We start from the raw sequence: 16,830 nt of genomic DNA on the forward strand, positions 1-16,830 counted from the left end.
CGGCGTCGCTGACCGGAACGTACCGGGTCGTGATGCCACCAGGTGATTTCGCTAAACTACCGAACAGCTCCGATTCGACGCGATAGAGGTTGGTCGCGACGCGAATCGACGCAAAGTTGTAATCGCCGTTATAGATCGCCTGACGCAGCGTAGCAATCCGGTCATGATCGACCGGGGGTGATATATTACTGTCCCCGAAACGCACGGTCACTTTCATCCCCAGGGCCTGGGCGCGATCGGCTCTCGCGAGCCGACGAAGCGCAGCGTTCTCCTGTACGGCGTTGCCCTTATGCGGCAGACATGCTTATGCTGCCTGCTAGGTTCGCCTATCCTTGGCAAACGGGAAAGTTTCGTCATCGCTTACGGTTCATGGAATCTGCTTTCGTGTAACGGCGATGGAAGATTAATCTTTAAGCAGCTTGAATATGATGAGAGTCTATGACCCAACAACCTATCTCGGCTGCGCCGGCGGCCTAAAGACCGGCGTGATTGAGCTCTTGGATGCCGTCGACGAAAACGACCATGTGATCGGGCGCATGAGCCGGGAGGATATCCATAAATTCTCCCTTAGGCATCGAGCCGCCCATGTATTGGTTTTCGATTCAAAACAACGTCTTTTCTTACAAAAACGGTCCTTGAGCAAAGAATGCTCGCCTGGGTTATGGGATTCCTCGGCGGCCGGCCATCTGTGCACCGGCGAGACCTATGAGAGATGTGCTCATCGAGAATTATGCGAAGAACTCGGTGTGCGCCAGGACGTACCTCTCACACGGCTCCTAGACTTACAAGCTTGCGTGGATACCGGCTGGGAGTTCGTACGCGTCTTTCGCTGCGAAGATGACGGTCCGTTTACCCTGGACGCGTCCGAAATCGACCAAGGTGACTGGTTTTCTTTGTGTCATATCGAAACGTGGATCTCCGCCAGACCGCAAGAGCTCACTGGAACTTTGAGACGGGTATTGCCATTATTACATGCTATATATAAATGAACTAAAACATATTATTAATGTATTACTTTATAAATGGCGGCAACTAGCATGGAGAATATATCGGGTCATTTCGACGGAAAAGCGTATACTGAGACGTTAACGACACGCTGCGGCGTTTACCGGATGCTCGACCATGCGGGCAAGGCGATTTACGTTGGGAAGGCCAGGAATCTCAGAAAGCGCGTCAGCGATCACTTCACTTCGCAATGCCGCGTGGGTCCCAAGGCGCGCGCGATGCTCGGCCAAGTGTGCGCCGTTGAGGTCACCGTCACCCACACGGAGAACGAGGCGCTTATCCTCGAGAGCAATCTCATCAAAGAACTTAACCCACGCTATAACATCGTGTTACGCGATGATAAGAGCTACCCGTATATTTACCTGTCGAGCGACCAAGAATTTCCCCGATTAGCGTTTCATAGAGGCGCCCGCGCCGGCGCGGGTCAATACTTTGGACCGTTCCCGAGCGCCACCTCGGCGCGCGCTAGCATCAACCTCCTGCAGAAGTTGTTTTTGATCCGGCCATGCGAGGATAGCTTTTTCCGGAATCGAACCCGACCCTGTCTTCAATACCAAATCAAGCGTTGCAGTGCGCCTTGCGTCGGCTTTATCTCAACCGCGGCATATTGCGAGGACGTCGATCATGCCGTCCTGTTCTTAAAGGGGAAAAACCAGCGCGTGATTGATAGTCTAATCGAGCGTATGGAGGCCGTTTCGGCGGGGTTGGCTTTCGAGCGAGCCGCGCGCATCCGTGATCAAATCAATCAACTAAAGCAGGTGCAACAACGCCAGTGCATCACGAGCGGCAGTAATGACGTCGACTTCGTGGCTGGCGCGACTCGGGACGGGAACGCATGCGTGCAAGTACTCTTTGTGCGCTCAGGGCACATTTTGGGTCATAAGGCCTATCACCTCACGTATCGAGGCGGCGCCGGGCCTGTTGATATACTCGCCGCTTTTCTACCACAGTATTATCTTACCGACCGAGCAGATCGGACGATTCCACCGGAGATCGTGGTCAACGGAAAACTTCCGGAGATCGCATTGATGACGCGTGCCTTGTCGCAACTTGCAGGGAAAAAGGTAGCGATCCGCCACAGCGTCCGTGGTGAGCGCGCACGCTGTCTCACCATGACGGTACAAAATGCGGAACTTGCGCTGGTACAGCGCACTGCCAACCAAGCCCGCTGGCTCGAACGCCTCGCAGCAGTACAGCAAGCTTTAGCGATCGAGGCACCGATCCGGCGTGTGGAGTGCTTCGACGTCAGTCATACGCGCGGAGAAGCGCCGCTCGCTTCTTGTGTAGTTTTCGATGCGGAAGGCCCCGTGAAAACCGGTTACCGCCGTTTCAGTATCTTGGGCGTAACGCCGGGGGATGACTATGCCGCACTCGCACAAGCGTTGCAGCGCCATTACCTTCGAGGACTGCGCGAGGCCCGCCCGCTTCCCGATGTGCTTTTGATCGATGGCGGTGAAGGGCAACTGTCGCGGGCGCGGGAAGTGCTCGAATCCCTAGATATCAAAGGGCCCCTGATTATCGCCGTGGCCAAGGGACCCTCTCGCCGGCCGGGGCTCGAAACGTTGATCGTCGGCGCCGAGCGGAAGGTTTTAAGCCTTCCGAAGGACTCATTGGCGCTGCACCTCGTACAACAGATCCGGGACGAGGCGCACCGTTTCGCGATCGCCGGACATCGTCTGCAGCGCGCCAAGGTTCGAAACGTGTCGCCGCTTGAAGTAGTTGAAGGCATCGGCCCGAAACGCCGCCGTGACTTGATGCAACACTTTGGAGGTTTCCAAGGGATCGAACGAGCGGGAATAGACGACCTCAGTACGGTTAAAGGAATCAGCAAACAGCTCGCCGCCAAGATCTACCGTCATCTCCACGAAACCGCATGAATATACCGAATACCCTCACGGTCATTCGGATCGGCCTAATTCCGGTTTTTGTGATCGTCTTTTACCTGCCGGTGAAATCCGCGAATATCGCTACGACGGTGATCTTTACATTAGGCGCTCTGACCGACTGGCTCGATGGTTATCTTGCCCGCCGTTTGCACCAGACCTCCGTGTTAGGGGAGTTTTTAGATCCTGTGGCCGACAAACTGATGGTGGCCATAGTATTGGTGCTCCTGCTGCAAAAAGACCCCTCGGTATGGCTGGCCCTGCCGGCCGCGGTCATCATCGGACGCGAAATCACCGTCTCCGCGCTGCGCGAGTGGATGGCCGAGCTCGGAGCGCGCGCCAAAGTTGCCGTCTCCTCGCTCGGCAAGTTTAAAACGACGGCGCAAATGATCGCGCTCATAATGCTCCTTTATCGAGATCCTATTGGCCCCGTGCCTACCTATGCCGTCGGATTCGCTCTGCTTTACGTTGCCGCGGTATTAACCCTGTGGTCGATGTGTGTTTACCTTTGGTTAGCATGGCCGGAGCTCAAGAAACGCCAATCCCGTGCCGATTAAAAAACGCCCCCGCTCCTTGACACACGATGTTGCCGGATTAGAATGACGCCTAACGCGGGAATAGCTCAGCTGGTAGAGCACAACCTTGCCAAGGTTGGGGTCGCGAGTTCGAGTCTCGTTTCCCGCTCCAATGGCTCCCGACGAAACCCCGACCGGTTCGGGGTTTGTTATTTTCCCCTACCCTACGATTAACGACCACATGGTTTTCGGCTGGGTGGCAGAGTGGTTATGCAGCGGCCTGCAAAGCCGTGTACGCCGGTTCGATTCCGACCCCAGCCTCCACCAAAACGCAAGCGCCTAACGTCATAATGCCCGGGTGGCGGAACAGGTAGACGCAAGGGACTTAAAATCCCTCGGGGGTAACCCCGTGCCGGTTCGACTCCGGCCCCGGGCACCAACTGGTTAAAAAAAGCCCTACGATACCTCAACGCACCGACTCTTATTTTGATCGCCCCCCTCACCTTTAGCATTACAGCAGAAATGAAACACGGAATAGCAGAAGAAAATAATCGCGGCACGCTAGCATTGGCCGTCAGCGGTGGGGGCGCTAGGGCCGCCTATCAGGTGGGATTTCTGCGGTGGCTGGCGGAACATTACCCCGATCTCGAAATCCCGATCTTGACTGGAGTCTCGGCCGGGGCTATCAACACAGCCTACCTGGCCAATCACCAAGGGACATTCGGAGAGAAGGTCAAACACCTAGCGGCCGTTTGGGAGACGCTTACTATAGATCATGTATTTCGAGTCGACGCCGGGTCTATTGCAGGTCACGTCGCCCGTTGGAGCGCGCGCCTGTTCATGGGTAGGGCTTCGCATGTCATGGAGATCCGTAGCCTGGTCGACGCCGCTCCGTTGCAGGCTTTATTGGAGCAGGTATTGAAACCGGTGTCTGGTGCGATGGCCGGCATTCACGAGAATCTGATAGAAGGCCGCCTGCGTGCGGTCGCGATCACGACATCGAATTATTCTACGGGCCAGTCGGTAACCTGGGTCCAGGGGATAAATTTAGTGCCCTGGACCCGCGCCCACCGTAAGGGCATCCCCTGCACGCTGTGCTTAGATCATGTTTTAGCCTCTGCCTCGCTACCGCTTTTTTTCCCGGCCGTGAATATTGGCGGATGCTGGTACGGTGATGGGGGGATCAGAATGACTGCACCGCTGTCGCCGGCGGTGCGCCTGGGTGCCGATCGCATCTTGGCGATTTCGACAAAATATACACCGTCCGGCGAAGAAGCCGATTGCCCCAATATCAACGGCTATCCACCTCCCGTGCAAGTGGTTGGTGCCCTGTATAATGCGGTCTTCCTCGATGTTTTGGATAACGATGCCTTGCGTATCGAGCGTATCAACTCGCTGGTTAAGCACCTGCCGCTCCAAAATCGGGGTGGTTTGCGTTGTGTGGACCTATTGCTGCTGAGGCCCTCACGCGATCTGGGTAAGCTCGCGAATACCTATGAGCGCGAGCTTCCAAGGGCCTTCCGCTTCATGACCCGAGGTTTGGGCACGCAAGAGACCCGATCGAACGATATCTTAAGCGTATTAATGTTTCAGCCAGACTACCTGAGACGATTACTGGAGTTGGGCTATGCGGATGCAGAGACGCGCCGCGAGGAAATCGCCGCGTTCTTCGTGAAAAGCTCTGTATGCCCGGATCCGGCAACGGTATGATGCGATGGCGCTCCGCGAGCCGGTCGAAGGCGACCACCCGCTGCACCAACTTGCGGTGCGACCTCCCGCCGGCCAAGCACCGCCACCTGGTCCCAGGCGTCGTCTTGGAGCAGTGCGAGGCAGTGGCTGTCCACGAGCCCGGTCGCGCCGGTGAGGAGCGCGGTGCGCCTGTCCGGTGTTGACCCTGCTTACGCTTCGAGCTTAGCGTCCATCGTGATTCTCGCATTCAGCACCTTCGAGACCGGACACCCTGCCTTGGCGTTATTCGCCGCGGTCTCAAATGCCTGCTGATCTGCTCCCGGTATTTTCGCCATCACCTCCAGATGGACGGCCGTAATGGTGAATCCCGCCTCCGTCTTATCCAGAGTCACATTGGCCGTGGTGTGGATCCTCTCGGCTGTCATGCCGGCATCTCCCAACTGACCCGAGAGGGCCATCGAGAAACAGCCCGCATGGGCGGCGGCGATCAACTCTTCCGGATTGGTGCCCACCCCCTGCTCGAAGCGGGTGCTGAAGGAGTACTGAGTGTCTGACAACACACCACTATCGCTCGAAATTGTGCCTTTCCCGTCCTTGAGACCGCCTTTCCATACCGCTGAAGCTTTACGTTTCATTGTTCCTCCTGCTATCGATCGTTTATCAATCGTTAGTTGGTTAAAAAGGACACGAACTCTGAGAGGCGTTCTTCTACCGTCTGCCAGTTGAGATTGGAGAAGAAGGCTTCGATATACTTCGGCCGCTCCGCCGGTTTGTAGTCGAGCAGGAACGCATGCTCCCAGACGTCCATGACGAGCACGGGGATAAAGCCGGCCACGTTTCCGACTTCATGCAACGTGACCCAGTGGTTGGACAACTGGCCCCGCAGCGGATCCAGGTAGCAAATCGCCCATCCGACCCCGCGCATCTTGCCGACGCTGGTGAAGTCCGTCTTCCAAAGATCAAAGCTGCCAACGCTCGATTCGACAGCCTGAAGAAATGCTGAGTTACGTGCCGGATCTTCCCCGCCATCCTTCTTCAAGTTGCCGAAGTAATACTCATGCAAGACCATGCCGTTATATTCGAACCCGAGACGGCGCTTGAGTTCTGAGTAGGCTGGCATCTCTTCCTGGTCAACCCGACCATCTTTCAAGATCTCTGCGATCGCCTCCGTCAGCCGGTTGGTTTCCTTGACATAACCTTCGTAAAGCTTGAAATGCATCTCCAGCGTCCGATCGGAGATCCCGTTGAGCCTGCTCAGATTGAATTCTTTAACTTGATACATTTTCTCTACCTCCTTTCAGAATCATTGATTTTTTTCGCGAGCCGCCGCCCCGTAATCGATAATCAGACAATCTCCGTACCACCCCCAGCAAGGCAGAATTATCTTATTGTTCCAGCGATTAGGGTATATGGATTTAGCCGAAGTCTTTGCTCGGGGTGAAGCTTTTACAAATGTCGGTAAGAATTACAGCGAGGTGCTCGACGCAAAGTATGGCTGTAATAGGATTACGCTCTCCTTTTTATTCCGCTTCCATTTCATTGCGTCCTCGGCGCGGGACTTGTAAGCGGAAGTCATATCAACGCCCTGGGCGCCGGCTGCGGGCGCCTGTGATGCGTACCAGGAAGGCCGCGATCAAGTCGAAAGTGCAGCCAGCAGCGCGTCCTCGACCCGTTCGATCCAGACAAAAGTCAATTGATTGCGCGCGGCCTCCGGAATGTCTTCCAGATCTTTTTGATTACGCGAAGGCAGAAGCACCGTTTTGATTCCGGCACGCGCCGCCGCCAACACTTTTTCCTTGATCCCACCCACGGGAAGCACGAGACCGCGCAGGCTGATTTCACCGGTCATCGCGGTGTCGCTACGAACCGATTTGCCGATCAACAGTGAAGCGAGCGCGATGAACATGGCGACTCCAGCGCTCGGACCGTCTTTCGGTATCGCCCCCGCCGGGACATGGACGTGAATATCTTTCTGGCCAAAAGCATCGTCTGCAACATTGATCTCGGCGGCGCGCGATTTGACGAGACTCAAAGCAGCCTGCGCGGACTCCTTCATCACATCCCCAAGCTGACCGGTAAGAATCAGTTTTCCGCTGCCCGGAACGCGAGTCGCTTCCACAAACAAGATGTCCCCGCCAACCGGTGTCCACGCCAAACCGGTCGCAACTCCCGGGGTGCTCGTCCGCATCGCGATTTCGCTTTCAAATTGTTTCGCACCGAGAACGGAGTGCAAGTCTGCGGCCTCAATGTTTACGCGCGCGGCCGCACCCTCTGCGATGCGCATCGCGACGCTACGGAAAGCCGTGCCAATCTGCCGCTCGAGGTTGCGTACGCCGGCTTCGCGGGTGTAGTCATGAATGATCGCACGTAACGCATCGTCGCTGATCCCGCTCTGCTCAGAAGATAAGCCGTTTGCTTCGAGCTGCCTTTTCACCAGATAGCGGCGCGCGATTTCGATTTTTTCCTCCTCGGTGTAGCCGGGAAGTTGGATCACTTCCATGCGGTCGCGTAAGGGGCCGGGGATGGTGTCGAGAACATTGGCGGTGCCGATGAACATGACCTTGGAAAGGTCGAACGCCAGCGCGAGATAATTGTCGCGGAAGGTCGCGTTTTGTTCGGGGTCGAGCACTTCGAGCAGGGCGGAAGAGGGGTCTCCGTGAAACCCGGCGCCGAGCTTGTCCATCTCATCGAGCATGAACACCGGGTTACGCGTTCCCGCCTTGCGTATTGCCTGAATGATGTTTCCGGGCAAGGCGCCGATGTAGGTGCGGCGGTGCCCGCGGATTTCCGCTTCGTCGTGCACGCCCCCGAGACTGATCCTTATGAATTTGCGGGCGGTCGCTCGCGCGATGCTTTGTCCGAGCGAAGTCTTGCCGACGCCGGGCGGCCCGATAAAACAAAGGATCGGGCTCTTGCCCTCGGGATTGAGCTTGCGGACCGCGAGGTACTCAAGTATGCGGCGCTTGATTTTCGCCAGGCCGTAATGGTCCTCATCAAGAATTTTGCGCGCCTCTGCAATATCGACGGTGCTATCAGTCAAGATCGACCACGGCAATTCGGTGAGCCACTCGAGGTAGGTGCGCACCATCGAATACTCGGCCGCGGCTTCGGGCATGCGCTCCAATCGCCGCAACTCCTTGCGCGCGTGCTCGTCCGCTTCTGCCGGCATCTTCGCCTGCGTGATCGCTTGAGACAACTCTGCCACCTCAGCCGCGTTCTGATCTGTTTCGCCCAGCTCCTTTTGTATCGCCTTCAGTTGCTCGCGCAGCAGATACTCGCGCTGCCGCTCGTCGATGCTTTCCTTCGTGCGTTGTCCGATGTCGCGCGACAGACGCAAGACCTCGAGCCGGTGGGCGAGAAACGCCAATACTTTGTCAAGCCGCGCCTGCACGTCGAATGTCTCGAGAATGTCCTGCTTCTCCGCGGGTTTCAGGTCCATGAAGTGCGCGCTGAGGTCAGCGAGCGCGGAGGCGGATTCCACTCCTTGCAGCGCACTGCCAAGCTCCTCCGGCGCTTGCGGCAGCAGTTGTAACGCTTCGACTGCGCGCTCTTTGAGCTGCAACATTCGCGCTTCGATCTCGCGGCTCGTCTGCGCCGGCTCTTCGATGCGTTCAATACGGCCGACCAGAAACGGGTAGCCTTCGATGAATTGCGTGATGCGAAAACGCTGCTCGCCCTGGCAGATCAGATGATGCGTTCCGTCGCGGCCAGTAATGTAGCGCACTACGTTGGCCACCGTTCCCACCCAGTGCAAATCGTCCGGGGTGGGAGATTCCGCTTCGGCGTTGCGTTGCAAGACGACTCCGATAGGGCGCTCTCCCCGTGTCGCCTCTTGCGCCGCGGCGACCGACTGTTTGCGGCCAACCGTCAGCGGAAGGATGATCCCGGGGAACAGCACCAGGTTGCGTACCGGCACAATCGGTATGGCGTGCTCCGGCAGGCGCGGGAAATCACGCATCTCGGCGCTTGCCTGCGCACCGCTTGCTTCAGGTTTCTGGTCGCCTCGCAATTCGGCATTCACGTTTTCAGCGTTCATGGTTTCGATCACGCCTTACCTAGTGTCAGAATAAGACAACCATCGATGAGATCTCGCCGTTTCAGTTCTACTGCTTCGGTTGGCAGCGCGACTCGGCGCTCGAAGCGCCCGTGCGGTATTTCCAGCCGGTGTATCACTGCCGCGCGCATTCCCGATGGGAGCAATCTTTCACCGGAAATCACCAGACTGTCCGCTTCGAACAGGATTTCAATCTGTTGCGCGCTGACGCCGGGCAAAGCAACACACACAAAAATTTCGCGCTCGGTCTCAACCATGTCTACCGGCGGCTCCCACGCGGGGCAGTGTTCGCGTGAGCCAATAAAAAAGAATTGCCGCTGCAACTGCTCCGCTCGTGCGAGCAGCTCGCACGCTTCTGCCCACATCAAAGCCGTGGGATCACGCATTTTCAATCCTCGTCTACAAGCTGGTCTTGCAGCAGTTCGATTTCGTATAAAACATCCTTTCTTTCAACCCTTTCACCGCAGGCAACGCGAATGCCACGCTATGGAGGCGGCGCGTGCCGACTCACCGCACCAGTCCAAAAGATGAGGCCACATTGAAATTTTCACAAGAAGCCTCGGGCACGGACGTTTCTTGAGTTCATAGTTCCGAGGATGATGATGGACAACGGGTCAGACCGGCGTTGGGTGATTTTGCCGAAGCATAGTGGTAACGGGCGCGCGGATTTCATCATGGCCAGAGTGTAACATGCCAATCCCCTTGAACAGCCCGGATAGATACGTGCAATCTTTCACGTTGTCAGTCAGCAAGATCTCGACCTTGCAAAACGGGGGGAGCCCATAGATACGCTTGCTTTTCAAGCGCCGATTTCACGCGGCGAACGACCTCACCTACATTGCTATGCACGTCTGACTCCCAAACACGCAGCACAAGCCATCCTCCTGCGCTCAGTTCGCGGCTCTGTTCCCAATCGCGGGCGGCATTCCGCTCGATCTTCCTGATCCAGTATTCGGCGTTGTGCTCTTGGCTCAGCTTGGCCTTGAGCGTCTTCCAGTTCTTGCCATGCCAGAAGTCACCGTCCACGAACACGATGACCCGCGCTGCACGGAACACGATGTCAGGCGCACCGGGAAGATCGGCTCTGTTCTTACGGTACCGGAACCCCTTCCTCCACAGAGCCCGTCGCAGAAGAAGCTCTGGTTTCGTCCCCGCCTTCCGGCTTGAACCGCGGGCCGCTTCGGATGCTCGCGCAGAGCTGGGAGTAAGGCCGTGGTAGCGAGGCGCGCGTGCCATGCCTTATCCGAACATCGCCTCGAACAGAGAACCCCTCCGCACGACCTCTGCGCGCGAGAGCAGCGGCACGTCCGTTAGCTCAGACCTGAACCGAACCTCGCTTACCTCGACCGGCAAGCCGGGGTCTACCTTCGGGATCACGGCTGCGTCGTAGAGGCGGAGCCCCTTCGAGGCCGCGTCCGGGTCGAAGGCGACTCGTCGCGCCTTTCGCCAGTCGCGGCCTAAACCAAGTGCGAGAATCTGAGAGATGCGGTCCCGGAGACCGACGGTGAGCTCGTGACGCCCGGAGACCTCCTCCCAGAGCTGCGCGATTGAGATCCCTTTCCCGCCCTTCTCGAGGATGAACGATGCGATGACTACGTCGGTCCCCTGCGGAGGGAGCAGCTGCTCCAGGCGGAACGGATGGCTTCGATGCGGGCCCGTGCTCGACTTCACCTCCACCCGTTGTCTGCCGGCCACGAAGTCATGGAGCGCGCTAGGGTCTGCGTGCCATGCTGCGGCCGCTTGACGGATTTTAGGAGCGAGTGCCATCAAGAACAGCTCACCCCACAGCCCTTGCAACGATGTGCGTGGAGGCGCTTCCAGCGCTCGAAACAGCTCGACCAGCTTCCCGACTGCGCCAGCGACATCTCCCTCGGTCGGGGTGTCGGGGAGAGCAGCGACCATTCCCGAAAGGGAGCGCAAGAAATACTCACGGAGCATGGAATCGTCAGTCGTGCACTTCAGCACCGCGAGGGACTCGACCGATTCGGTCGCCCCTTCGACCCGTACGCGACACACGCAGCGCGGCCGGAACGAAAGGTTGCGGAGCTCAAGCGGAGACACCGCTGCGGTACCGCAAGAGGCTTCAGGCGCGACAAGCAACGTAGGGTTTCCTTGCGGATCCTTGGCCACCCTGTAGTTCGGCCGTCCATCCACGGCAAGTGCCGTGTAAAGATCCCCAGAGCCTGAGAGATCCGCGAGACGGCCGTACAGCGCGAGGAGATCTTCCATGTATTAGTCGTCGTGCACGAGGATGGCTTCGTATTGGCCTATCCTGATCGCGACGGCCCGAATACCTTCGAGTACCCGATCACCCTCGCGAAGCGTCAGCGAATGGACCTGCAACGTTGGGAGGTTTGGATCACGAAATGCCCGGTCGCCGGGGTACGACTCCGGCCCGGCGCTGGAAGGCCCCTGGAATAGCCGGAACGACTTGCCGAAAGCGCGTTCCCTCACTCCACCTCCGTCCATCAGATAGACACGACATCGCGTCTGCTCATCCCGATCCAAGAGCGTCTTTAGGTTGCAGTTTGCCACGCAAAGACCCAGGGCGTCGTCCTCGAAAAAATAGGAGAGCGGAACCAAGACCCGCTCAAAAATATCCTTCAAAAAGGCAACTGCGTAGCGATGGCGTGGATAGTGCTCGTCCGGTTGGTATTCAAGCCCGTCCAGCTGAGCCAACACCGTTGTGTTGTGTCGACCGTCCTCAGGCGAGATATGTGGGGCTCGCGGGGCGAACCAACCGTTACTTAAGCTCGCCCGCATCCAAGGGCTCGAGAGAACATTTCTGCGCGTCGGCGCAAGCCGCTGGTCGAGGTAGAAAAGGCGCCGCCAATCCTGAAGAGGCCGTCCGCGATGCTCCTTCAGCCGGGAACGCATGTCCTCCTCATGGATCACATAGGCAGCGTACACGTCACGTATGTTCGGTTGTAGATAGACTCGGCAATAGCCAAGGTACTCGCTGTGGTATCCAAAGAAGCGCGCCCTCTGCTGTATCGTGTCCGCGGTCCAGCCACCCGGCGGTCTAGGCATGTACGTGACCGTCAGCCCCTTGACCGTGTAGCCACGGCCCAGCTTCTCGCCGCCTACAAGAATATGGGAATACCCGTTTTGCCAGTGGACTTCGCGACCGTCTACGGAATTGACAAGCGTCACTGCAGTCTGGTTGATCGCTACGGCTAGCTTCGTCTGGACCTGCTCGAACGATGGCAGCTCGTCGCATGTCCGAGCGAGACCTGAGTGTGCTTGCCTAAAGTCGCTAAGAAGCTCCTCTCGGTCTGGCTCGTTGCTAACCAGCAGAACCCTATGCCACGCATCCTTGAGGCCGACAGCCCAATCATAGTATCGGCGATGGGTAGGAGTCGCCTTCGAAGGGTGAATAAGCATCGAGCGGTGCGTCTTCATAGGCCCAAGGCGTCCCGCCGCTACGCCCACGAAGAATGCCTGCATCGCGAGAAGAAGGCTCTGTGGCGGCTCCTGCGGGAGATGACCGTCCTGAAAGATATCCGAATGAGGGATGCTCTCGACGCGCGGAGTCTGACCGAGAAAGAACTCCTGCCCGCCAGTGTACCCCTCTCCGGGGGATACGAGTTCCGCGAAATCCGCCGAGAGCGAGTCGATGCGCGTGATCAGGAGCGGGGCCTGCGGCGTGGCCGTGTACTGGAGGAACGTGTGGCGTGGCAGCGCATGTCGAAGCGCCTCGATGTTTCTATAGGTCGAACTCGCCACGGGATCGTTCGGACGCGTGTTGAGGCTTGCCTGGTCTGCCTCGTCGTCGAAGATGACGGCGGGGACGTCTGACAAGTCCACCCTTGAGAGAAGCTCCGCCAGTTTTCGGAGGTGCGAATGGTTCTTCATCACGCTAATGAAGAGGGTGCGACGATCGTCGTCGTCGTACTGCTGACTACGCCACTCCTGTGCGAGTGCCTCGATCGCAGGTAAATCTGTATGTAAACGAGGATTGGTGAGCATCAGCCATGTCCACTCTGGAGCCGCCTCGCGTAAATGTGTCTCCATCCGATCCCGGTTTTGTGCCACGAGGATTGTGGTCACGCCGGCGATGAGAACGATGATTCGGTACCCGTTATCCTTGGCTAGCGCGGAGACCGCAGTCATCGAAGCGGTTTTCCCGCTTTGGACGTAACCACATACAAGTCCGGTACGCGCCGGCGTCACCGCAGTCGGAGGGGCGCACTGCGATAGCACTCGGGCGGCCTCGTTGATCACCCGATCTGCGCTCTCCGGAGTCGGAAGAACGTGACGGTTCAATAGGTAGTCGCGCAACTGCGACGTAACGTTTCCCACGGCGGGCTGCCAGCCGGCAGCGCCCTCGCCGCCGTGGAGCACCTCGACTGTCTGCTCATCGTGACCCGGCATTTTGAGTCTCTCCTCGTTGTACGGGACCAGAAAGGGCCGACCGCAGTATCTGGTTGAGGTTCATTCTGAGCGTACCCGCTTGTCGCACTCCGACCTCGCGTGCGGTGATCTCGGCAATCGCAAGGGCCGCCGCGAGACGAGTGAAGGGCACGATCTCGTCCCCATCCGGGGATATAAACCTCACCATGAAAGGATGACCGAGGTTCACGCGAATGTGAATCCGCGTCGTATCGCCACTTGCCGTGCTCTCGGCGAGTTCATACCACGCCTCCCGGCTTGCGTCGGAAACGAGTTCAATGATAACGATCCAACGGCGGTGAGCATGATCGAGAACGAGTTCGACCTGTTCGGTACGCGTGGTCTCCTCTTGGGTCGGGTCTAGCTCTAAATCGAGGGGCTCTTCGTCAGGCTCGGTGCTAATCTGTTTGTCGATGATCGGAGGGAGATGCTGGGCGATCGCCTGGCTCGTGTCCCAAGTGCTTCTACGACCATGTCTCGGTTGGCGCTCGCGCGTGCCCGGTAGTTTTCGGCCTGGTTTAGCAGGGGCAAAGGCTCAGCATCCAGGCTGTCCTTCACCCAGCTCAGGATGTCCTCCTCCCAGTCCTCCGACTGGATTCCGTCCTTCGTATGGCTCACCGAGAAGCCCTCGACCTCAAGCTCCCCCACGAGCCTCTGGTAGACGAACTTGTTCGCCTTACCGAAGATCGTCTCGGGCCGGTATCCCTCGCCGTGGCTGCCTTGGACGAGGCGGCGGCGGCGGAAGATGGCAAACCCGGCGTTCGTGACGCTCGCTCGCGCGAGGATCGCAGCCCAGCCCTTGACGCGATGCCCGTCACCCAGGTCGAGGTCAAGGTCCTTGCGCCATGTCACGGGCTCGGCGGTCGGCGTCGCGTGGAACGGAGCGTGAAGGAAAGTCGGAGGCTCGTAGGCGAGGGCCTCTCCATTCAGCCGCAGCTCGAGCACACCGTCTCGAAGAAAGACCCGGTAGATGCTGCGTAAATGATCTCTGATCTTCCCGATCGTGCGGCCTCGAGGACGCACCTGGAGGTCGCGAAGTGTGAGAGTCGTGTAGTGCTCTTTACCGGGAACGTTTCGCTCGACGGGATCGAGGTGCTCGCAGTTCGTCTCGACGATCTTCGGAATGTCGAAGGTGATCGTGCGCTCGACAGGCTCTCCGAGCGCGCTCGTTCGGACTGACCACCTGCGGGCGAACCAACTCGCTGCGGCTTTCATCCCCAGCCCGAACTCGGACAAGCCGGATGTGTCGGGCGGTGGCGATGCCGGCAGGAACGCCCGGGCATAGTCACGCTGGTGGATTCCTGCCGCGTTGTCGCGTACATCAACGCCGTCCTCGCTCGCGTCGATCTCGACGAGCAAACGATAGGTTCCACCGGCCGCTCTCTGCAAAGCCTCCATGTTAGTCAACGCGCTCTGTAACGAGTTGTCCACGAACTCGGCAAACGCGTACCACGGCCTGTAGTTCAGCCGGGCGAAGGCAGCGTACATTGCCACTTCTGGTCGAATCAATATCACATTAAATCCCCTCAGATCCCGGTGTGCTCGCGTCTCGCCATATTCTCCCGGGCCCAAGTCCCGTGCCCGGATGATCGGCATGGTCGCCTTGCAGATGTAAGTACGTGCGCGGCACAGCTATGCACGGATGAGCTCGCGGGCAATCCTCGCGCCGGACGGGCGTCAATCGAAGCTGGCGACGGACTTGCCGATCGCCGAGTAATTGGCGGCGTATTTCAAGACCCAACAGCTCGCCGAGAGCACAAGGCACAGCGTTGCCGATCTGCCGATGCGCCGATCGCCTGTGCCCTACGACCTGATAGCCATTCGGGAACGTTTGTAGCCTGGCGAGTTCGTCGATAGAGAGGATCCTATTGCGCCAATGGAACGGCCCAGTGGCAGGCCCTGGTTCGGCTTGAATGGTCCACGATGGCTGGCGCTTGGAGAGCTTGAGGAGAAAAGACCAGTACCTAGTTCTCCATCCGAACAGCGGCTCACCGTTGCCTCGCGGTGTATGCCAAAGGTAGTTCTTGCCTTCGGGGATACTCTTCAGCAGGCTGGCCCACTTCCCGGTCGGTTCAAGCTCAGACGGCCAGTCCTCCTCGTCCAGGTCGCCTATCGCGTCCCAGGCAGTACGGTACGGATCGAGACCATCTCCGTCGCCGTGCGTCGGAGGCGGCACTTTGAGCGTACGCCCATCGATGCTTCCGAGGATGAAAACCCGCTCACGGACTTGGGGCACGCCGTAGTCGGCAGCGTTCAGATGGATGACCTGCAGGTCATACTCAGTGCCTTGCCGACGGTTGATCGCTCGAAGCTCGTCCCGAAGAAGCTGCAAACCTCCTTCATTTTTACCATTGGACGCGAGGCCTATGACGTTCTCGAGGAGAAGAACGCGCGGTAGAACGGCCTCGACGACTTTGAGATACGCGTGCAGGGTGCTGGCCCGCGGGTCAAGCAGCCCTCCCCCGCCACCGTTTGACCAGTAGGCCGACTTCGAGAACGGCTGGCACGGAGGACCACCGGCAAGAAGAGCTACGTCTCCCTGCCGAAGGTCAGCTTTCGCGAGGAGCCCTTCGGGCTCGATCTTGTGAATGTCTCTGGGGTTCGCGAGCCTCCAGCTAGGACGGTTCGCCGTGAGTGTTCTTCGAGCGTCCTCTTCGATCTCCACGCAAATTGAGATAGAGAACCCGGCTGCCTCCAGCCCGAGATCAAGACCCCCGGCCCCCGTGAAAAGCGATAGCACGGTGTTGCCCGGTCGACGTTGCCGCTTCATGCATGAGCCTCCATCGCTTGCGGAACCTCCACCCGACGAATCTCCAGCCTCTCGGTCGTGCACGAAGAGCGAACATTCATCGGTTTCTGGGATCGAATCGGCGCGGCTACCAACGGCCAACAGCATGACCGGCGTTGTCACGGGCATGTCCCTTCGGCCTAGCCCGGATTTCTCACCGATAGCCAAGAAAAAGGCCGTATCTCGTGGCATAATATGTGTTCGATCAGCATGTTATGCACAATGACGAGGACGGCCTTATGGAAACACAGTGTAGCGGGTGGCAGATGGAATTTCACGGTCTTGGAGCTCGGCGGGTGGTAGGGAGGTTTGATGGGGGGAGGATCAGCTCCGATGGGGGTAGTTTGCTGTTGCGCGAGGTGGAGTCGCGGACGCATATTCTGAAGCGCCTGGCGGGGTGTTTCATCGATCACCGGGATCCGGAGTTGATCGAGCACTCGGTGGAGTCGCTCATCAAACAGCGGGTGGTTGGGATGGCGCTCGGGTACGAGGATCTCAACGATC

General features: G+C 58.3%; 16 protein-coding genes and 3 tRNA genes. 9 read left to right on the forward strand and 10 right to left on the reverse strand.

Annotation, left to right across the window (positions count from 1 at the left end):
• On the reverse strand, positions 1-217 hold a 217-nt coding region (locus M3436_12890), incomplete at its 3' end, for a flagellar biosynthesis anti-sigma factor FlgM (protein MDQ3564989.1).
• Between the two features lie 208 nt (positions 218-425).
• Between M3436_12890 and M3436_12895 the strand changes: the two genes are divergently transcribed.
• The 7 genes from M3436_12895 to M3436_12925 all read left to right on the forward strand — a co-directional run bounded on the left by M3436_12895 (position 426) and on the right by M3436_12925 (position 5,113).
• The gene (locus M3436_12895) at positions 426-989 is read left to right on the forward strand and encodes an NUDIX domain-containing protein (protein ID MDQ3564990.1); all 564 of its coding nucleotides are present in this window, start codon (positions 426-428) and stop codon (positions 987-989) included.
• Between the two features lie 48 nt (positions 990-1,037).
• On the forward strand, positions 1,038-2,882 hold the full coding sequence (uvrC, locus tag M3436_12900; protein MDQ3564991.1) for an excinuclease ABC subunit UvrC: 1,845 nt from the start codon (positions 1,038-1,040) through the stop codon (positions 2,880-2,882).
• On the forward strand, positions 2,879-3,445 hold the full coding sequence (gene pgsA, locus M3436_12905) for a CDP-diacylglycerol--glycerol-3-phosphate 3-phosphatidyltransferase (GenBank protein ID MDQ3564992.1): 567 nt from the start codon (positions 2,879-2,881) through the stop codon (positions 3,443-3,445). Before uvrC ends, pgsA begins: the two co-directional genes overlap by 4 nt.
• Before the next feature lie 54 nt (positions 3,446-3,499).
• Positions 3,500-3,575 (forward strand) — tRNA-Gly (locus M3436_12910).
• A 78-nt stretch (positions 3,576-3,653) separates the two neighbouring features.
• Positions 3,654-3,727 (forward strand) — tRNA-Cys (locus M3436_12915).
• A gap of 28 nt (positions 3,728-3,755) precedes the next feature.
• A tRNA-Leu gene (locus M3436_12920) sits at positions 3,756-3,842 on the forward strand.
• Positions 3,843-3,925: 83 nt separating this feature from the next.
• Positions 3,926-5,113, forward strand: coding sequence for a patatin-like phospholipase family protein (locus M3436_12925; GenBank protein ID MDQ3564993.1), 1,188 nt, complete (start codon positions 3,926-3,928; stop codon positions 5,111-5,113).
• Between the two features lie 188 nt (positions 5,114-5,301).
• On the opposite strand, the gene M3436_12930 is transcribed toward M3436_12925, so the two are convergent.
• The 7 genes from M3436_12930 to M3436_12960 form a co-directional block, all read right to left on the reverse strand.
• Positions 5,302-5,727, reverse strand: coding sequence for an OsmC family protein (locus M3436_12930; protein ID MDQ3564994.1), 426 nt, complete (start codon positions 5,725-5,727; stop codon positions 5,302-5,304).
• 32 nt (positions 5,728-5,759) lie between these two features.
• The gene (locus tag M3436_12935) at positions 5,760-6,374 is read right to left on the reverse strand and encodes a superoxide dismutase (GenBank protein ID MDQ3564995.1); all 615 of its coding nucleotides are present in this window, start codon (positions 6,372-6,374) and stop codon (positions 5,760-5,762) included.
• A gap of 351 nt (positions 6,375-6,725) precedes the next feature.
• On the reverse strand, positions 6,726-9,050 hold the full coding sequence (gene lon, locus M3436_12940; GenBank protein ID MDQ3564996.1) for an endopeptidase La: 2,325 nt from the start codon (positions 9,048-9,050) through the stop codon (positions 6,726-6,728).
• Positions 9,051-9,136: 86 nt separating this feature from the next.
• Positions 9,137-9,532, reverse strand: coding sequence for an Hsp20/alpha crystallin family protein (locus M3436_12945; GenBank protein ID MDQ3564997.1), 396 nt, complete (start codon positions 9,530-9,532; stop codon positions 9,137-9,139).
• Positions 9,533-9,887: 355 nt separating this feature from the next.
• Positions 9,888-10,382, reverse strand: coding sequence for a very short patch repair endonuclease (locus M3436_12950; GenBank protein MDQ3564998.1), 495 nt, complete (start codon positions 10,380-10,382; stop codon positions 9,888-9,890).
• A 3-nt stretch (positions 10,383-10,385) separates the two neighbouring features.
• Positions 10,386-11,375, reverse strand: coding sequence for a PD-(D/E)XK motif protein (locus M3436_12955; GenBank protein MDQ3564999.1), 990 nt, complete (start codon positions 11,373-11,375; stop codon positions 10,386-10,388).
• A 3-nt stretch (positions 11,376-11,378) separates the two neighbouring features.
• Positions 11,379-13,520, reverse strand: a complete 2,142-nt coding sequence (locus tag M3436_12960) for a Z1 domain-containing protein (protein MDQ3565000.1) — start codon at positions 13,518-13,520, stop codon at positions 11,379-11,381.
• A 79-nt stretch (positions 13,521-13,599) separates the two neighbouring features.
• Here M3436_12960 and M3436_12965 point away from each other — a divergent pair, with 79 nt between their 5' ends.
• Positions 13,600-13,902: a hypothetical protein gene (locus M3436_12965; GenBank protein MDQ3565001.1), complete on the forward strand. Its 303-nt coding sequence runs from the start codon at positions 13,600-13,602 to the stop codon at positions 13,900-13,902.
• Positions 13,903-13,904: 2 nt separating this feature from the next.
• Here M3436_12965 and M3436_12970 read toward each other — a convergent pair whose 3' ends face one another.
• On the reverse strand, positions 13,905-15,026 hold the full coding sequence (locus M3436_12970; protein ID MDQ3565002.1) for an ATP-binding protein: 1,122 nt from the start codon (positions 15,024-15,026) through the stop codon (positions 13,905-13,907).
• A gap of 28 nt (positions 15,027-15,054) precedes the next feature.
• Positions 15,055-16,308, reverse strand: a complete 1,254-nt coding sequence (locus M3436_12975; protein MDQ3565003.1) for a DNA cytosine methyltransferase — start codon at positions 16,306-16,308, stop codon at positions 15,055-15,057.
• 257 nt (positions 16,309-16,565) lie between these two features.
• Here M3436_12975 and M3436_12980 point away from each other — a divergent pair.
• Positions 16,566-16,830 (forward strand): transposase (locus M3436_12980; GenBank protein ID MDQ3565004.1); only part of this gene is annotated, 265 nt, incomplete at its 3' end.

The sequence above is a fragment of the Pseudomonadota bacterium genome, from assembly GCA_030859565.1.
In the GTDB taxonomy this organism is placed as follows: domain Bacteria; phylum Pseudomonadota; class Gammaproteobacteria; order JACCXJ01; family JACCXJ01; genus USCg-Taylor.